Origin of the sequence: Streptomyces sporangiiformans (assembly GCF_005768555.2) — a bacterium.
Classification (GTDB): domain Bacteria; phylum Actinomycetota; class Actinomycetes; order Streptomycetales; family Streptomycetaceae; genus Streptomyces; species Streptomyces sporangiiformans.
In genome coordinates, this window is record NZ_VCHX02000339.1 from 1 (window position 1) to 15,044 (window position 15,044).

Here is a 15,044-nt window from a genome sequence, read left to right on the forward strand (position 1 = left end):
CACGGCCTGGCGCTCGCGCCCGAGCCGCCCGGCCCGGGCGAGGTGCGCGGGGCCGCGGGCCGCTGGCTCACCGGACGCTCCGTCGGCGGCGTCCTGTCCGACCCGGTGCTGCTGCGGCATCTCCTCTGGATCGCCGTCGCCTCGGGGCGGCCGCTCCAACTGCACGCGGGGCTCGGCGAATCAGGCCTGCGCCTCGACCGCACCGACCCCGTGCTGCTCACGGACTTCGCCCGCGCCACGGCCGGCCTCGGCACCGACCTCGTGCTGTTGCACGGATATCCGTTCCACCGGCACACGGCGCACCTCGCCGGGGTCTTCCCGCATGTGTACGCCGACCTGGGCGCGGCCCTCGTCCGTACGGGCGCCCGCGCGTCCGCCGTACTCTCCGAGATCCTGGAACTCGCCCCCTTCGGCAAGCTCCTCTTCTCCTCCGGTGCCCAAGGCCTGCCCGAACTGCATGTGGTCGGGGCCCGCCTCTTCCGGGAGTCGCTGACCCGGGTCCTCGGCACCTGGGTGGCCGAAGGAGCGTGGTCACCGGCGGACGCGCAGCGGGTGGCGGAACTGATCGCGGCGGGGAACGCGCGGCGGGTGTACGGGCTGGACTGAGCTGTCCAGACTGTGCGCATGCCCCGCAGCGACGCGACCGACCGGCTCCTCGACCGCTTCCTCACCGAACTGTGCGACCTTGCCCCGGTCGCCGTATGGGCCCACGGCTCACTCGGCGGCGGCGACTATCAGGAGGGCCGCAGTGACCTGGACCTGATCGCGGTGCTGAACGGCCCGATCACGGTGAGGACGGTCTGGCGGGTGGCGCGGCTGCACGCCCGCCTGCGTGCCGAGCGGCTCGTCGACAAGCTGCACTGCAGCTATCTGACACCCGACACGGTGGGCGGCGCCGAGCGGCGGCACCTCACCTGGGCGCACGAGCACCTGTTCAAGCGGCCGGTCACCCCGGTGACCCGGCGTGAGCTGCACACCTTCGGGCTGGTCCTGCACGGTGAGCCGCCCATGGGCCTGCTGCCGCCGGTGCCGGACAGCGAACTCGCCGAGTTCGTCGTGCGCGACCAGCGGGACTTCTGGCGTCGCCAGGTCGACCGGGCCGCCAACTGGACGCAGGACGTCTGGGTGGACCTGGGGCTCGTCACGTACGCCCGTGCCGCGGTCACCCTGAAAGAGGGGCGGCTGATCACCAAACGGGAGGCACTGGATCTGCTGCCCGGACTCGGCGCGCCCGGCGAGGTGGTCGAGGACATCCGGCGGCGACGGTACGGGGACCGTGGGGCGCCGAGCGAGGAGTGGGCCGCCCGCCGCGGTGGGCTGACCCGGGACTATCTCGGCCCGGCGATCGACGCCCTCGTACAGGCGTACGCGTGACTCACGAACGCGTCACTCGCGAACGTCATGCGTGACTCAAGCCGGCGTGGCGACTCTCACGCGCGCGTGGCCACCGGTTCCGTCGACGGACCCGGTACTTCCACCAGGTCCTCCGGCCGTTCCCGGAGGGACAGCAGGACGCGCAGCGTCGCGATCCAGACCACGCAGGAGCCGAACATATGGAGGCCGACCAGGATCTCGGGGAGGTCGGTGAAGTACTGGACGTAGCCGATGACGCCCTGGGCGAGGAGGACCAGGAAGAGAACGCGGGTGCGGACGAGGGGGCCCTTGGGGGCGTCGACCGCCTTCAGCACGAACCACAGGGCGAAGGTCAGCGTCACCACGATCCAGGCCAGGACGGCATGCAGCTTGCTGACGTCCTCCCAGCTCACGGGCATGCGTTCGACGTCCCTCGAGTCACCGGCGTGCGGGCCCGCACCGGTGACGACCGTGCCGACCGCGATCAGCAGGACGGTGGCGGCGACCATGAACCACACGAGCTGCCGCACCGACTTGCCGACCAGCGGGCGCGACGCGCCGTCGCCCTCGCGGGTGCGCTGCCACATCACCGTGGCGACGGCGATCAGCGCACTGGAGAGAAGGAAGTGAGCCGCGACCGTGTACGGGTTGAGGCCCACCAGGACGACGATGCCGCCGAGTACCGCGTTGCCCATGACGACCCAGAACTGCGTCCAGCCCAGCCGCGTGAGGCTGCGCCGGTACGGCTTCTCGGAGCGTGCGGCGATGATCGCCCAGCCGACCGCGGCGCACAGGACGTACGTCAGCATGCGGTTGCCGAACTCGATGTAGCCGTGAATGCCCATCTCGCTCGTGTTGGTGAGCGAGTCCTCGGTGCACTTGGGCCAGGTCGGGCAGCCCAGCCCCGAGCCGGTCAGCCGTACGGCACCGCCGGTGACCACGATGAGCACCGCCATGACCAGCGCGGCGAGGGCCGCGCGCTGAACCGTCCGGGGACCGGGAGTCCAGCGTGCGGCGATGAAGGCGAGGGGGTTGCGTACGGCCTCGGTGGCCTCCGCGCGGGTCAGATTCGGCACGGGCACCATCGTAGGGGGCCGCTTGTGCACGCCTTCACGAGGGGGAGGTCTCTACTCCCACCGGAAGAAACGGGCGGCGGCCGCGAGGCCGACAACCCCCCAAACGGCCAGGATCCCGAGGTTCCCCCACGGCATCCCGGCCCCGTGCTGGAGCACGTCCCGGAGCCCGTCCGAGAGGGCCGAGATCGGCAGCAGGCCGAGGACGTCCTGCGCGGCGTCCGGGAACTTGTCCAGGGGCACGACGACTCCGCCGCCCACGAGCAGCAGCAGGAAGACCAGGTTCGCGGCGGCCAGCGTGGCCTCCGCCTTCAGCGTGCCCGCCATCAGCAGGCCCAGGCCCGAGAAGGCGGCCGTGCCGAGGAGAAGCAGGAGCAGAACGGCGAGAGGGTTGCCGCCGGGGGACCAGCCGAGGGCGAACGCGATCACGGTCAGCAGGAACACCTGGAGGATCTCCGTGACCAGCACGGAGAGCGTCTTCGCCGCCATCAGCCCCCAGCGCGGCAGCGGCGAGATCGCGAGCCGCTTCAGTACCCCGTACCGCCGCTCGAAGCCCGTCGCGATGGCCTGGCCCGTGAAGGCCGTCGACATCACCGCGAGCGCGAGGATGCCGGGGGCCAGGAAGTCGACGGCCTCGCCCTCGCCCGTGTCGACGACGTCGACCGAGCTGAACAGCACGAGCAGCAGCGTCGGGATGACGACCGTGAGCAGCAGCTGCTCGCCGTTACGCAGCAGCATCTTCGTCTCGAGCACCGCCTGCGCCGCGATCATGCGGGACAGCGGGGCCGCCCCCGGCTTCGGGGTGTACGTACCGGCGGTGGTCACGAACGCAGCTCCTTGCCGGTCAGTTCCAAGAAGACGTCTTCCAGCGTGTGCCGCTCCACCGAGATCTTCTCCGGCATCACGCCGTGCTGGGCGCACCAGGACGTGACGGTCGCGAGGAGCTGGGGGTTCACCTTGCCGCCCACCCGGTACGCGCCCGGGGTCAGCTCGGCCGCGGTGCAGTCCGGTGGGAGGGCCTTGAGGAGGGAACCTATGTCGAGGGCGGGACGCCCGCTGAAGCGGAGGGTGTTCTCGGCGCCGCCGCGGCACAGCTCCTCCGGCGAACCCTGGGCGATGACCCGGCCCGCGTCGATGATCGCCACGTCGTCGGCGAGCTGCTCGGCCTCGTCCATGTGGTGCGTGGTCAGGATGGCCGAGACGCCGTCCGTGCGGAGATCGCGTACGAGGTCCCAGGTCGCCCGGCGGGCCTGCGGGTCGAGACCCGCGGTCGGCTCGTCCAGGAAGACCATTTCGGGCCGGCCGACCACGGCCATCGCGAGCGCGAGCCGCTGCTGCTGGCCGCCGGACAGGCGCCGGTACGTCGTGCGGCCGCAGCTGCCGAGGCCGAGGCGCTCGATCAGGGCGTCCACGTCGAGCGGGCGGGCGTGCAGCTGGGCCACGTGGCGGAGCATTTCGTCCGCGCGGGCGCCCGAGTAGACGCCGCCGGACTGGAGCATCACGCCGATGCGGGGGCGCAGGGCGGCGGCCTCGCGTATCGGGTCGAGACCGAGCACCCGTACCGTTCCGGAGTCCGGCTTCCGGTATCCCTCACAGGTCTCGACCGTGGTCGTCTTGCCCGCTCCGTTGGGACCGAGTACGGCGGTGATGCCTGGCCCGGCCGCCAGATCGAGGCCGTTCACCGCGGTCTTCGTGCCGTACCGCTTCACCAGGGCCTGGACCTGGACGACAGGGTCACTTCGCATGGGGGCCAAGTCTAGGGAACGGGTGCGGGGGCCCCGCCCGGCGGGGCGGCCCGCGGTGGAGAACCGATCGATCAAAGATCATTTCCGCAGGTCAGCTTAGGTAGACCTAAGTGATACAGCGCACCGTCGGTCGGCAGGGGCGCGGCTTGTCACTCTCTGAGGAATTACGCAACAATGGTGTTGTGAAAAACGTCGGCGAGGCTCCGCAGGAGGAACTCGCGACCGGGGAGCGCTCCACGCGCAACCGGGTCGCGCGATCCATCCTGGACCACGGCCCCTCGACCGTGGCCGACCTGGCCGGCCGTCTCGGCCTCACCCAGGCCGCCGTCCGGCGGCATCTCGACGCACTGGTCGCCGACGACGTCGTGGAGGCCCGCGAGAAGCGCGTCTACGGAGCGCGTACGCGCGGCCGGCCCGCCAAGATCTTCGCCCTGACGGACTGCGGCCGGGACGCCTTCTACCAGTCGTACGACAAACTCGCCGCCGACGCACTGCGCTGGATCGCGGAGCGCGAGGGTGGGGACGAGGCCGTCGCGGCCTTCGCCCGCGCCCGGCTCGCCGCCCAGGCCGGGGCGTACCGCAAGGCCGTGGAGGCCGCGACACCCGAGAAGCGCACCGAAGCGCTCGCCAAGGCCCTGAGTGTGGACGGGTACGCTGCTACGGCGCGTAGCGCGCCCCTTCCGCAGAGGGGCGAACAGCTCTGCCAGCACCACTGCCCGGTCGCCCATGTCGCCGAGCAGTTCCCGCAGCTGTGCGAGGCGGAGACCGAAATCTTCTCCCAGTTGCTCGGCACACATGTCCAGCGGCTGGCCACCATCGCCCACGGTGACGGCGTCTGCACGACGTTCATCCCCAAGGCGAGCCATCAGACCACCGATAACGCATCCGCAAGCACGGCCGGGAGGAACCCCGCATGACTCTCCCCACGGAGACTGCCCACCCCGAGCTCGAGGGCCTGGGCAAGTACGAGTACGGCTGGGCCGACTCCGACACGGCCGGCGCCTCTGCCAAGCGCGGCATCAACGAGGACGTCGTCCGCGACATCTCCGAGAAGAAGAACGAGCCGGAGTGGATGACCAAGCTCCGTCTCAAGGGCCTGCGCCTGTTCGAGAAGAAGCCCATGCCGAACTGGGGCTCGGACCTCTCGGGCATCGACTTCGACAACATCAAGTACTTCGTGCGCTCCACGGAGAAGCAGGCGGAGTCCTGGGAGGACCTGCCCGAGGACATCAAGAACACGTACGACAAGCTCGGCATCCCGGAGGCGGAGAAGCAGCGCCTCGTCGCCGGTGTCGCGGCCCAGTACGAGTCGGAGGTCGTCTACCACCAGATCCGCGAGGACCTGGAGGAGCAGGGCGTAATCTTCCTGGACACCGACACGGCCCTGAGGGAGCACCCGGAGCTCTTCAAGGAGTACTTCGGGACCGTCATCCCGGTCGGTGACAACAAGTTCGCCTCGCTGAACTCCGCCGTGTGGTCCGGCGGCTCCTTCATCTACGTGCCGAAGGGCGTGCACGTCGAGATCCCGCTCCAGGCCTACTTCCGCATCAACACGGAGAACATGGGCCAGTTCGAGCGGACGCTGATCATCGTCGACGAGGGCGCCTACGTGCACTACGTCGAGGGCTGCACCGCCCCGATCTACAAGAGCGACTCGCTGCACAGCGCGGTCGTCGAGATCATCGTCAAGAAGAACGCCCGCTGCCGCTACACGACCATCCAGAACTGGTCGAACAACGTCTACAACCTGGTCACCAAGCGCGCCGTGGCGTACGAGGGCGCGACCATGGAGTGGATCGACGGCAACATCGGCTCCAAGGTGACGATGAAGTACCCGGCCGTCTACCTGATGGGCGAGCACGCCAAGGGCGAGACCCTGTCCATCGCCTTCGCGGGCGAGGGGCAGCACCAGGACGCCGGCTCCAAGATGGTCCACATGGCGCCGAACACCTCCTCCAACATCGTGTCGAAGTCCGTCGCTCGCGGTGGCGGCCGTACGTCGTACCGCGGCCTGGTCGAGATCGGTGAGGGCGCCGCGGGCTCGAAGTCCAACGTGCTCTGCGACGCGCTGCTGGTCGACACGATCTCGCGGTCCGACACGTACCCGTACGTGGACGTCCGTGAGGACGATGTGTCCATGGGCCACGAGGCGACCGTCTCCAAGGTCTCCGAGGACCAGCTCTTCTACCTGATGAGCCGTGGTCTCTCCGAGTTCGAGGCGATGGCGATGATCGTGCGCGGCTTCGTCGAGCCGATCGCCAAGGAGCTCCCCATGGAGTACGCCCTGGAGCTCAACCGGCTGATCGAGCTGCAGATGGAAGGCGCGGTCGGCTAACCCCGCCCCATCGGTCAGCACACGTCTTACTCAGAGAGAGAGCACTACGACAGCCATGGCTGAGGCTCAGAACATCCCGGTGGGCTCCACCACCGCCGGCCAGATCGCGGTGGCCGCAGAGTCGACCGTCGCCACGCGCATGAGCGCGCCCCCGTCCTTCGACGTGGCGGACTTCCCGGTCCCGCACGGTCGCGAGGAGGAGTGGCGGTTCACGCCGCTGGAGCGGCTGCGCGGGCTGCACGACGGCTCCGCGGTCGCGACCGGCGACGGCCTGAAGGTCGACATCGACGCTCCCGAGGGAGTCGTCGTCGAGACCGTCGGCCGTGACGACGCCCGGATCGGCAAGGCGGGCACCCCGGTGGACCGCGTCGCCGCCCAGGCGTACTCCGCCTTCGAGAAGGCCTCGGTCGTGTCCGTCCCCAAGGAGACGGTGCTGAGCGAGCCGATCCGTATCGCCGTGCACGGCGAGGGCGGGATCGCCTACGGCCACCAGGTCATCGAGCTGGGAGCCTTCGCCGAGGCCGTCGTCGTCATCGACCACACCGGTGACGCCGTGCTCGCGGCCAACGTCGACTACATCCTGGGCGACGGCGCCAAGCTGACCGTCGTCTCCGTCCAGGACTGGGACGACAAGGCCGTGCACGTCGGCCAGCACAACGCGCTGATCGGCCGCGACGCCACCTTCAAGTCGTTCGTCGTCACCTTCGGCGGCGACCTCGTACGCCTCCACCCGCGCGTCTCCTACGCCGGCACCGGCGGCGAGGCCGAGCTCTTCGGCCTGTACTTCACCGACGCCGGCCAGCACCAGGAGCACCGCCTCCTGGTCGACCACAACACCCCGCACTGCAAGTCGAACGTCGCCTACAAGGGCGCGCTCCAGGGCGACGACGCGCACGCCGTGTGGATCGGTGACGTCCTCATCGAGGCCAAGGCCGAGGGCACGGACACCTACGAGATGAACCGCAACCTCGTCCTGACGGACGGCGCGCGGGTCGACTCGGTGCCGAACCTGGAGATCGAGACCGGCGAGATCGTCGGCGCCGGTCACGCGAGCGCCACCGGCCGCTTCGACGACGAGCAGCTCTTCTACCTGATGGCCCGCGGTATCCCCGCCGGCGAGGCCCGCCGACTCGTCGTGCGCGGCTTCTTCGCCGAACTGGTCCAGCAGATCGGCGTCGACGACATCGAGGAGCGCCTGCTCACCAAGATCGACGAGGAGCTGGAGGCGTCGGTCTGATGACTGCCCCTGCGACGTTCCTGCGCGCCTGTGGGCTGAGCGAGCTGGAGGAGGGCACCCCGAAGAGGGTGGAACTCGACGGCACGCCGGTCTCGGTCGTGCAGACCGAGGGTGAGGTGTTCGCGATCTATGACATCTGCTCGCACGCGAACGTCTCGCTCTCCGAGGGCGAGGTGGAGGACTGCCAGATCGAGTGCTGGCTGCACGGCTCCAGCTTCGACCTCCGTACCGGCAAACCGTCCGGCCTTCCCGCGACGCGCCCCGTCCCCGTATACCCCGTAAAGATCGAAGGGGACGACGTGCTCGTCTCCCTCACCCAGGAGTCCTGAGGCACCCATGGCAACGCTTGAAATCCGAGACCTGCACGTCACCGTCGAGGTCGAGAACGGCACGAAGGAAATCCTCAAGGGTGTCGACCTCACCGTGAAGCAGGGCGAGACGCACGCCATCATGGGCCCCAACGGCTCCGGCAAGTCGACTCTCGCCTACTCGCTCGCGGGTCACCCCAAGTACACGATCACCGAGGGCACCGTGCTGCTCGACGGCGAGGACGTCCTGGAGATGTCCGTCGACGAGCGCGCCCGCGCCGGCCTGTTCCTGGCCATGCAGTACCCGGTCGAGGTCCCCGGCGTCTCGGTCTCCAACTTCCTCCGCACCTCCGCCACCGCCATCCGCGGCGAGGCGCCGAAGCTGCGCACGTGGGTGAAGGAGGTCAAGGAGGCCATGCAGCACCTCAACATGGACCCCGCCTTCGCCGAGCGCAACGTGAACGAAGGCTTCTCCGGCGGTGAGAAGAAGCGCCACGAGATCCTTCAGCTGGAGCTGCTCAAGCCGAAGATCGCGATTCTCGACGAGACCGACTCCGGCCTCGACGTCGACGCGCTCCGGGTCGTCTCCGAGGGCGTCAACCGCGTCCGCGAGACCGGTGAGGTGGGCACGCTGCTCATCACGCACTACACGCGCATCCTGCGCTACATCAAGCCCGACCACGTCCACGTCTTCGCCGCCGGGCGGATCGCCGAGTCCGGCGGTCCCGAGCTCGCCGACAAGCTCGAGGCCGAGGGGTACGAGGCATACACGAAGGGTGGCGTATCCGCGTGACACAGCTGCCGGGCCTCCTCGACACCGAGGCGATCCGCAAGGACTTCCCCGTCCTGGACCGTCTGGTCCACGACGACAAGAAGCTCGTGTATCTGGACAACGCGGCGACCTCGCAGAAGCCGCGCCAGGTACTGGACGCCCTGAGTGAGTACTACGAGCGCTACAACGCCAACGTCCATCGCGGTGTGCATGTGCTCGCCGAGGAGGCCACGGCGCTGTACGAGGGCGCGCGCGACAAGGTCGCGACGTTCATCAACGCGCCCAGCCGCGACGAGGTGATCTTCACCAAGAACGCCTCGGAGTCACTGAACCTCGTGGCCAACATGCTCGGCTGGGCCGACGAGCCCTACCGCGTGGACCACGAGACCGAGATCGTCATCACGGAGATGGAGCACCACTCCAACATCGTTCCCTGGCAGCTGCTCTCGCAGCGCACGGGCGCGAAGCTCAAGTGGTTCGGCCTGACCGACGACGGACGTCTCGACCTCTCGAACATCAACGAGGTCATCAACGAGAAGACGAAGATCGTCTCCTTCGTGCTGGTCTCCAACATCCTGGGCACCTTCAACCCGGTCGAGGCGATCGTGCGCCGCGCCCAGGAGGTCGGTGCCCTGGTCCTGATCGACGCCTCGCAGGCGGCACCCCATATGCCGCTGGACGTCCAGGCCCTCCAGGCCGACTTCGTGGCCTTCACCGGCCACAAGATGTGCGGTCCCACGGGCATCGGTGTCCTGTGGGGACGCCAGGAGCTGCTGGAGGACCTGCCTCCGTTCCTCGGCGGCGGCGAGATGATCGAGACGGTGTCGATGCACTCGTCGACGTACGCGCCGGCGCCGCACAAGTTCGAGGCCGGTACGCCGCCGATCGCGCAGGCGGTCGGCCTGGGCGCGGCGATCGACTACCTGAGTGCCATCGGCATGGAGAAGATCGCGGCCCACGAGCACGCGCTGACCGAGTACGCGGTCAAGCGCCTGCAGGAGGTCCCCGACCTGAAGATCATCGGCCCGACCACGGCCGAGGATCGGGGCGCCGCGATCTCCTTCACGCTCGGCGACATCCACCCCCACGACGTGGGCCAGGTTCTCGACGAACAGGGCATCGCGGTCCGGGTCGGCCACCACTGCGCCAGGCCCGTCTGCCTCCGGTACGGAATTCCTGCGACCACGCGAGCGTCGTTCTATCTGTACTCCACGCCGGGTGAGATCGACGCGCTCGTGGAAGGCCTGGAGCACGTACGGAACTTCTTCGGCTGAGGGATTGGCGAGCGATCGCATGAAGCTGGATTCGATGTACCAGGAAGTCATCCTGGACCACTACAAGCACCCCCACGGGCGTGGTCTGCGGGATGGCGACGCCGAGGTGCACCACGTCAACCCGACGTGCGGTGACGAGATCACGCTGCGCGTGAAGTACGAGGGCTCGCAGATCACGGACGTGAGCTACGAGGGCCAGGGCTGCTCGATCAGCCAGGCCTCGGCCTCCGTACTGAACGAGTTGCTCGTCGGCAAGCAGCTCGCCGAGGCGCAGAAGATCCAGGAGACCTTCCTGGAGCTGATGCAGTCCAAGGGCCGCATCGAGCCGGACGACGCGATGGAGGAGATCCTGGAGGACGCGGTCGCGTTCGCCGGAGTCTCCAAGTACCCGGCACGGGTGAAGTGCGCGCTGCTGAGCTGGATGGCCTGGAAGGACGCGACGGCCCAAGCCCTGGGCGAGGCCGACGCCGAAAGGAAGACGGCATGAGCGAGACCATTGAGATGAAGCCGGCCTCCGAGGAAGAGGTCCGTGAGGCGCTGTACGACGTCGTCGACCCCGAGCTGGGGATCGACGTCGTCAACCTCGGCCTGATCTACGGCATCCACATCGACGACGCGAACATCGCGACGATCGACATGACCCTGACGTCCGCGGCCTGTCCGCTCACCGACGTCATCGAGGACCAGGCCAAGTCCGCCACGGACGGCCTGGTCAACGAGCTGCGCATCAACTGGGTGTGGATGCCGCCGTGGGGTCCCGACAAGATCACGGACGATGGCCGTGAGCAGCTCCGGGCGCTCGGCTTCAACGTCTGAGCCTTGCTGGTGCTCTGAATGTGGTGTGGACCTGACGGTCCGCTTTTCTGTGGCCCCCGGCATACGCCGGGGGCCACAGGTGTTGCCACGGCCGGGCAGGCGCTCAGCTAAGACCCTTGACCAGACGGAACGCGGTGTCGGCCCGATAGAGGCCGCTGTACTCGTAGGGGTCCAGGCGGAGCTGGAAGTCCCGGTGGCGCAGGAAGCGGCCGGGGTAGTTGACCGACTCCAGCATGACGGCGCCGGAGTACGACGCCTGGCGCGGACAGAACGTCGCGTCCTTCTCGAAGAGCTCCGAGCCGTCGTCGCTGTCGGGACGGAGGCGGAAGCTTTCGTGGCGGAGATAGCCGCCCTCGCCGGTGGAGAAGGAATAGCAGTCGGAGTCCGCGAGGCCCGGGACGAGCTGGAAGGTGGCATCCTGCCTGGTCCCGGCGGAACTGCTCGAACTGACCGGGTCGAGACGGACGCTGCTGCCGCTCACGTGCCAGAAGCGGTCGGGATAGTTGACCGCCTGGACGGACTTCCGCGGGGCGGACGGCTCCTTGGCCGGAGGCTTGCCGGAGGCGGTGGGCTTCGACGGCTCGGGGACGGGCTCGGAGCTGCGCTGCTGAGCCTCGGGGGAGCGGGAACTCTCCGAGGATGCCCTGTCGTCGGGCTGCGGAGAGGAGAAGCCGCTCTTTCCGCTGGGCTCCGTGGCTGAGGCCTCGATGGACAAGTCCGGGATCGGTTCGTCGGCGGAGGTCGTCTGCCCCACGCCTTCTTGGGACGTCTCGTCCCTGCCGCTGTCTAACAGGGAGATCGCGGTCACGGCGGCGGCGACCACGGCGACGAAAAGCGCGCCGGCCAGATAGAGCCGACGCGTCCCGGGTATGCGGGATTCGTCCAGGTGCCCGGTTTCCCACACCTTCGGGGTCTGCTCAGGAGCAGGTTCGGGCTTTCTTTCGAGCATGCGCGGTTCCCTCGGCGTCGCTTGGGGCGGACGCGTATTGGTCATGTGTCCTCGGCATAAGAGGAACACGAGAGGAAGCAGAGGACGCAGACACCCGGAACGAACGGCTGTGGCCGCAACACCGGGTGCGCGCCGGTGAAACAGTAGTGGACCCGGTGGCTCCGGAGCAGCGGTTTCGGAGGGCCGCTTCAGAATTCTGACAGCGGTTCAAGAGCCGGTGGCGCGAGCGCGCGCCCGCACCACCGGAGTTGGGTTCACCTGTGTCGTACTGCCCGCGTACGAGGGGCGGTTGGACTCCAAGCATCGGAGCAACAGGGTGCGGGGATTCGGGGATTCGGGGCTTCAGGGCTGGCGGGCGAACGCCGACAGGCGCGTGGCGATCTGTTCGCGCTTTCCGTCGTTCTGGACCGGGGCCGCCGTGATGACGTCCAGATGCTGGTAGCCGGGCAGGACGACGGGGTTCTTGTCCTCGGGGATGTGGTCGGCCAGGATGCCGTCGCCCGCGACGAAGGTGACGGAGGGATTGGCCTTCAGGCCCTCGGTGTGGGGCATATGGCCGGCGATCTGCGGTTCGTCGACCAGGTAGAGATCGGTGACGAGCTTCGTCGGGAAGTAGTCCTCGGTGAAGTCCAGCGGCTGTTCGGAGAGGCTGCGGGCCAACTCCCCGATGTCCGTGACCTCCTTGGCGGCCGTGGTGAACGGCGTGCCGTCGGCCGAGCGGTGCACCGGGTCGTCCGCCGCGCCCACCCGGTCGTAGTTCCGCCAGGTGTAGAGGGGGCCGTCCGGCTCGTCCGGGATCGCCTTCAGCTCCGTACCGAACAGGGCGGGCGAGCCCTGCACGTCGTTCGAGAGCGGGAAGTTCTTGTCCACGATCCTGCCGCCGTCGAAGAGGCCCACACTGGACTGGATGAAGGACAGCGGCGCCGAGTTGTCGTCCATGAAGGTGCCCAGGACGGCCGCGTTGGTGAGCCGGAAGTCGCGGATGGAGGGCTTGCCGGTCAGGAACGTGGCCGCGTTCTTGGAGAACATGGTGCGGGACGTGGTCTCGATGTTGACGTTCGACGGGACGGTGCCGAGGAGCTCGGACTCGGCGCCCGGGGCGACCCGTGCGGCGAGGCCGCCGATCGCGAGCAGGTTCATCGTCTCGGGGTTGAGCACCACGGGCAGGGCCAGGAAGCGGGGCAGCACGCCGCTGCGGAGACCGGCCTGTAGGGCGGTGAAGCCGAGGCCCGTGTCCGGGACGGTGCCCTCGGGCAGGACGCTGCCGTTGAGGGTGCCCGAACTGCCGTTGAGATCATCCAGGTTGGTGGCGATCGTCGTGTCCAGCGCGAAGTATCCCGCGCACTGGTTGAAGCCGGCGTCCGCCTTCGTCGCCTTGTTCCCGTCGAAGTCCCAGGTGGCGAAGACACCGGTGAGGACGCCGCCGAGCGAATGCCCGCCGCACATCACCTTTTCCTTGCGCAGCTTCTGGTCGGGCAGTTCGGCGGCGAGCAGGTCGTACTGGTCACGGACGGTCCGCTCCAGGCCGACCTCGGCGAGCCATCGCACCTGATCGCTCTTCAGGAAGCCGTCGAACTTGCGCCCGTCCACCCGCTTGCCGCGGTAGTAGTAGTCGACGGCCTTGGTGGCGTCGCCCGTCGCGATCCCGGTGTTGTCCTCAAGGCAGTTGGAGCGGCGGTCCAGCGCCCAGAACTCGATGTGCTGACCCTTCTCGGCCGCCGCCTTCACCGTGTTGCGGGCCACGCTGTCGAAGGCACCCGCGCCCTCCAGGATGCCGGGCTGGGCGACCAGGATCCTGTCCGCCTCGGCGGACTTCGACGGGCCGCCCGAGGAGCGGTAGCGCAGATAGGACAGCCAGTCGCACTGCGCCGGGCGGCTGCCGACCGAGGCGGGCAGCGGGATCCGTACGGAGACCTTGGTCTCGGTGACTCCGGTGACCGGGGACGTGGAGGCCACCGGGGACTCGGTGCGGGCCGGGGCCCCGGTACGGGCCGACGCTCCGTCGGCCGAGGGCGCCGCGGTCAGCACGGCCGCGCCGAGGGCTCCGGCGGCGAGTGCGCGCGGCCACCGCCCGTGACGGCGGGGGACTGCTGTACTCATGTTCTCTCCCATGGGACGACGGCGTTCCGGCGAGCCGCACCGTAACCGTCGGTAACTTCCATACGCCATAGGGAAAGTGCGCAATCGAGCGCCGCTTGTGCGCACATCCGCACAGGTGGTGCGGCCGACGCGCTGCCCGGGATCTGTTTCGTGCCGGTCCTTCCCGCCCCCCTTTGTGTACAGGTGTACGCATCGATGTGTACACTCGTACGCATGGGATACGCACTGCTCACCGGAGCCATCGCGGCCGAGGTGGCCGCCACGACGGCGATGAAGTACACCGACGGCTTCAGCAGGTTGTGGCCCTCGCTGCTGACCGTGCTCGGATACGCGATCGCCTTCGTGCTGCTCGCCCAGACGCTGAAGACCGTCTCGGTCGGCACGGCGTACGCGATCTGGGCCGGAGTCGGCACGGCTGCCATCGCCGCGATCGGCATGGTGTTCCTGGGGGAAGGGCTGAGCGCCGCGAAGCTGACCGGGATCGCGCTGATCATCGGCGGCGTCGTGGTGCTGAACCTGGGCGGGGCGCACTGATGGCCAGACGCTACGACCCCGAGCGGCGCCAGCGGATCATCGACGCGGCCATCCGGGTCGTGGGCGCCAAGGGCATCGGCGGGCTGAGCCACCGCTCCGTCGCGGCCGAGGCCGATGTGCCGCTGGGCTCCACCACCTACCACTTCAAGACCCTCGACGAGCTGATGGTCGCCGCGCTGCGGCAGGCGAACGAGGGCTTCGCCAAGGTGGTCGCCGCGCGCGGCGCGCTGGAGGACCCCGGGACCGATCTGGCCGGTGAACTCGCCGGCCTGGTGGGCGAATGGCTCGCGGGCGACCGTACGGGGGTGGAACTCGAGTACGAGCTCTACCTCGCAGCCCTCCGCCGCCCCGCCCTGCGGTCCGTCGCCGCCGAGTGGTGCCAGGAACTGGCCGAATGCATCAGCCGCCGCACGGACCCGGTCACCGCGCGGGCGCTGGTCGCGCTGCTGGACGGGATCTGTCTGCAGGTGCTGCTGACGGGGGCGGCGTACGACGAGGAGTACGCCCGGGAGGTGCTGGCCCGGGTCATCCCCTGAGCCCTTGCTGTG

Annotated in this window: 17 protein-coding genes; 12 read left to right on the plus strand and 5 right to left on the minus strand. The window is 68.9% G+C overall.

All coding sequences use genetic code 11. The features are described 5' to 3' along the window. On the plus strand, nt 1-606 hold a 606-nt coding region (locus FGD71_RS43035; RefSeq protein WP_140936067.1), incomplete at its 5' end, for an amidohydrolase family protein. Between the two features lie 18 nt (nt 607-624). Continuing rightward, nucleotides 625-1,374, plus strand: a complete 750-nt coding sequence (locus tag FGD71_RS43040) for a nucleotidyltransferase domain-containing protein (protein ID WP_119106039.1) — start codon at nt 625-627, stop codon at nt 1,372-1,374. A 56-nt stretch (nt 1,375-1,430) separates the two neighbouring features. On the opposite strand, the gene FGD71_RS43045 is transcribed toward FGD71_RS43040, so the two are convergent. From FGD71_RS43045 to FGD71_RS43055, 3 genes are read right to left on the minus strand one after another with little or no spacing between them, the layout of a single operon-like run. Further along, nucleotides 1,431-2,438, minus strand: coding sequence for a COX15/CtaA family protein (locus FGD71_RS43045; RefSeq protein WP_119106040.1), 1,008 nt, complete (start codon nt 2,436-2,438; stop codon nt 1,431-1,433). 42 nt (nt 2,439-2,480) lie between these two features. Continuing rightward, on the minus strand, nt 2,481-3,197 hold the full coding sequence (locus FGD71_RS43050; protein WP_119106075.1) for an ABC transporter permease: 717 nt from the start codon (nt 3,195-3,197) through the stop codon (nt 2,481-2,483). 50 nt (nt 3,198-3,247) lie between these two features. After that, nucleotides 3,248-4,171 carry an ABC transporter ATP-binding protein gene (locus FGD71_RS43055; protein ID WP_119106041.1) on the minus strand — a complete coding sequence of 308 codons (924 nt, stop codon included), beginning with the start codon at nt 4,169-4,171 and terminating at the stop codon, nt 3,248-3,250. A 182-nt stretch (nt 4,172-4,353) separates the two neighbouring features. Between FGD71_RS43055 and FGD71_RS43060 the strand changes: the two genes are divergently transcribed. Genes FGD71_RS43060 through FGD71_RS43095 form a run of 8 tightly spaced genes read left to right on the plus strand, consistent with a single transcriptional unit; the run spans nt 4,354 to nt 10,913 of the window. Beyond that, complete coding sequence (locus FGD71_RS43060; RefSeq protein WP_119106042.1) at nt 4,354-5,088, plus strand: helix-turn-helix transcriptional regulator; 735 nt, start codon at nt 4,354-4,356, stop codon at nt 5,086-5,088. Beyond that, nucleotides 5,085-6,506: a Fe-S cluster assembly protein SufB gene (gene sufB / locus FGD71_RS43065; protein WP_119106043.1), complete on the plus strand. Its 1,422-nt coding sequence runs from the start codon at nt 5,085-5,087 to the stop codon at nt 6,504-6,506. Before FGD71_RS43060 ends, sufB begins: the two co-directional genes overlap by 4 nt. 55 nt (nt 6,507-6,561) lie before the next feature. After that, nucleotides 6,562-7,743, plus strand: coding sequence for a Fe-S cluster assembly protein SufD (gene sufD, locus FGD71_RS43070; RefSeq protein WP_119106044.1), 1,182 nt, complete (start codon nt 6,562-6,564; stop codon nt 7,741-7,743). Beyond that, nucleotides 7,743-8,072 (plus strand): bifunctional 3-phenylpropionate/cinnamic acid dioxygenase ferredoxin subunit, encoded by a 330-nt coding sequence (locus tag FGD71_RS43075; RefSeq protein WP_119106045.1) that lies wholly within the window; start codon nt 7,743-7,745, stop codon nt 8,070-8,072. Before sufD ends, FGD71_RS43075 begins: the two co-directional genes overlap by 1 nt. 7 nt (nt 8,073-8,079) lie before the next feature. After that, nucleotides 8,080-8,844, plus strand: a complete 765-nt coding sequence (gene sufC / locus FGD71_RS43080; RefSeq protein WP_119106046.1) for a Fe-S cluster assembly ATPase SufC — start codon at nt 8,080-8,082, stop codon at nt 8,842-8,844. Beyond that, complete coding sequence (locus tag FGD71_RS43085; RefSeq protein WP_119106047.1) at nt 8,841-10,097, plus strand: cysteine desulfurase; 1,257 nt, start codon at nt 8,841-8,843, stop codon at nt 10,095-10,097. The genes sufC and FGD71_RS43085 overlap by 4 nt, the downstream gene beginning before the upstream one ends. Nucleotides 10,098-10,116: 19 nt before the next feature. Continuing rightward, a complete protein-coding gene (gene sufU / locus FGD71_RS43090) occupies nt 10,117-10,584 on the plus strand; it encodes a Fe-S cluster assembly sulfur transfer protein SufU (RefSeq protein ID WP_119106048.1) in 468 nt (155 codons plus the stop codon). Then, the gene (locus tag FGD71_RS43095) at nt 10,581-10,913 is read left to right on the plus strand and encodes a metal-sulfur cluster assembly factor (RefSeq protein ID WP_030612912.1); all 333 of its coding nucleotides are present in this window, start codon (nt 10,581-10,583) and stop codon (nt 10,911-10,913) included. The genes sufU and FGD71_RS43095 overlap by 4 nt, the downstream gene beginning before the upstream one ends. Before the next feature lie 103 nt (nt 10,914-11,016). On the opposite strand, the gene FGD71_RS43100 is transcribed toward FGD71_RS43095, so the two are convergent. Together FGD71_RS43100 and FGD71_RS43105 are read right to left on the minus strand one after the other, a co-directional pair. After that, entirely contained in the window at nt 11,017-11,862 is an 846-nt protein-coding gene (locus tag FGD71_RS43100; protein WP_119106049.1) for an AbfB domain-containing protein, read from the minus strand. Between the two features lie 342 nt (nt 11,863-12,204). Continuing rightward, on the minus strand, nt 12,205-13,962 hold the full coding sequence (locus tag FGD71_RS43105; protein WP_119106076.1) for a hypothetical protein: 1,758 nt from the start codon (nt 13,960-13,962) through the stop codon (nt 12,205-12,207). Nucleotides 13,963-14,175: 213 nt separating this feature from the next. Here FGD71_RS43105 and FGD71_RS43110 point away from each other — a divergent pair, with 213 nt between their 5' ends. Beyond that, nucleotides 14,176-14,496: a DMT family transporter gene (locus FGD71_RS43110; protein WP_119106050.1), complete on the plus strand. Its 321-nt coding sequence runs from the start codon at nt 14,176-14,178 to the stop codon at nt 14,494-14,496. Continuing rightward, nucleotides 14,496-15,032, plus strand: coding sequence for a TetR/AcrR family transcriptional regulator (locus FGD71_RS43115; protein WP_119106051.1), 537 nt, complete (start codon nt 14,496-14,498; stop codon nt 15,030-15,032). Before FGD71_RS43110 ends, FGD71_RS43115 begins: the two co-directional genes overlap by 1 nt. Nucleotides 15,033-15,044 lie beyond the last annotated feature (12 nt).

Bases quoted from the DNA above. Each gene is read 5' to 3' on its own strand.
- FGD71_RS43110 (WP_119106050.1), top strand. From the start codon at position 14,176: ATGGGATACGCACTGCTCACCGGAGCCATCGCGGCCGAGGTGGCCGCC.
- FGD71_RS43050 (WP_119106075.1), bottom strand. From the start codon at position 3,197: ATGATCGCGGCGCAGGCGGTGCTCGAGACGAAGATGCTGCTGCGTAAC.
- FGD71_RS43055 (WP_119106041.1), bottom strand. From the start codon at position 4,171: ATGCGAAGTGACCCTGTCGTCCAGGTCCAGGCCCTGGTGAAGCGGTAC.
- FGD71_RS43115 (WP_119106051.1), top strand. From the start codon at position 14,496: ATGGCCAGACGCTACGACCCCGAGCGGCGCCAGCGGATCATCGACGCG.
- sufC (WP_119106046.1), top strand. From the start codon at position 8,080: ATGGCAACGCTTGAAATCCGAGACCTGCACGTCACCGTCGAGGTCGAG.
- FGD71_RS43095 (WP_030612912.1), top strand. From the start codon at position 10,581: ATGAGCGAGACCATTGAGATGAAGCCGGCCTCCGAGGAAGAGGTCCGT.
- FGD71_RS43105 (WP_119106076.1), bottom strand. From the start codon at position 13,962: ATGAGTACAGCAGTCCCCCGCCGTCACGGGCGGTGGCCGCGCGCACTC.
- FGD71_RS43100 (WP_119106049.1), bottom strand. From the start codon at position 11,862: ATGCTCGAAAGAAAGCCCGAACCTGCTCCTGAGCAGACCCCGAAGGTG.
- sufB (WP_119106043.1), top strand. From the start codon at position 5,085: ATGACTCTCCCCACGGAGACTGCCCACCCCGAGCTCGAGGGCCTGGGC.
- FGD71_RS43045 (WP_119106040.1), bottom strand. From the start codon at position 2,438: ATGGTGCCCGTGCCGAATCTGACCCGCGCGGAGGCCACCGAGGCCGTA.
- FGD71_RS43075 (WP_119106045.1), top strand. From the start codon at position 7,743: ATGACTGCCCCTGCGACGTTCCTGCGCGCCTGTGGGCTGAGCGAGCTG.
- sufU (WP_119106048.1), top strand. From the start codon at position 10,117: ATGAAGCTGGATTCGATGTACCAGGAAGTCATCCTGGACCACTACAAG.
- sufD (WP_119106044.1), top strand. From the start codon at position 6,562: ATGGCTGAGGCTCAGAACATCCCGGTGGGCTCCACCACCGCCGGCCAG.
- FGD71_RS43040 (WP_119106039.1), top strand. From the start codon at position 625: ATGCCCCGCAGCGACGCGACCGACCGGCTCCTCGACCGCTTCCTCACC.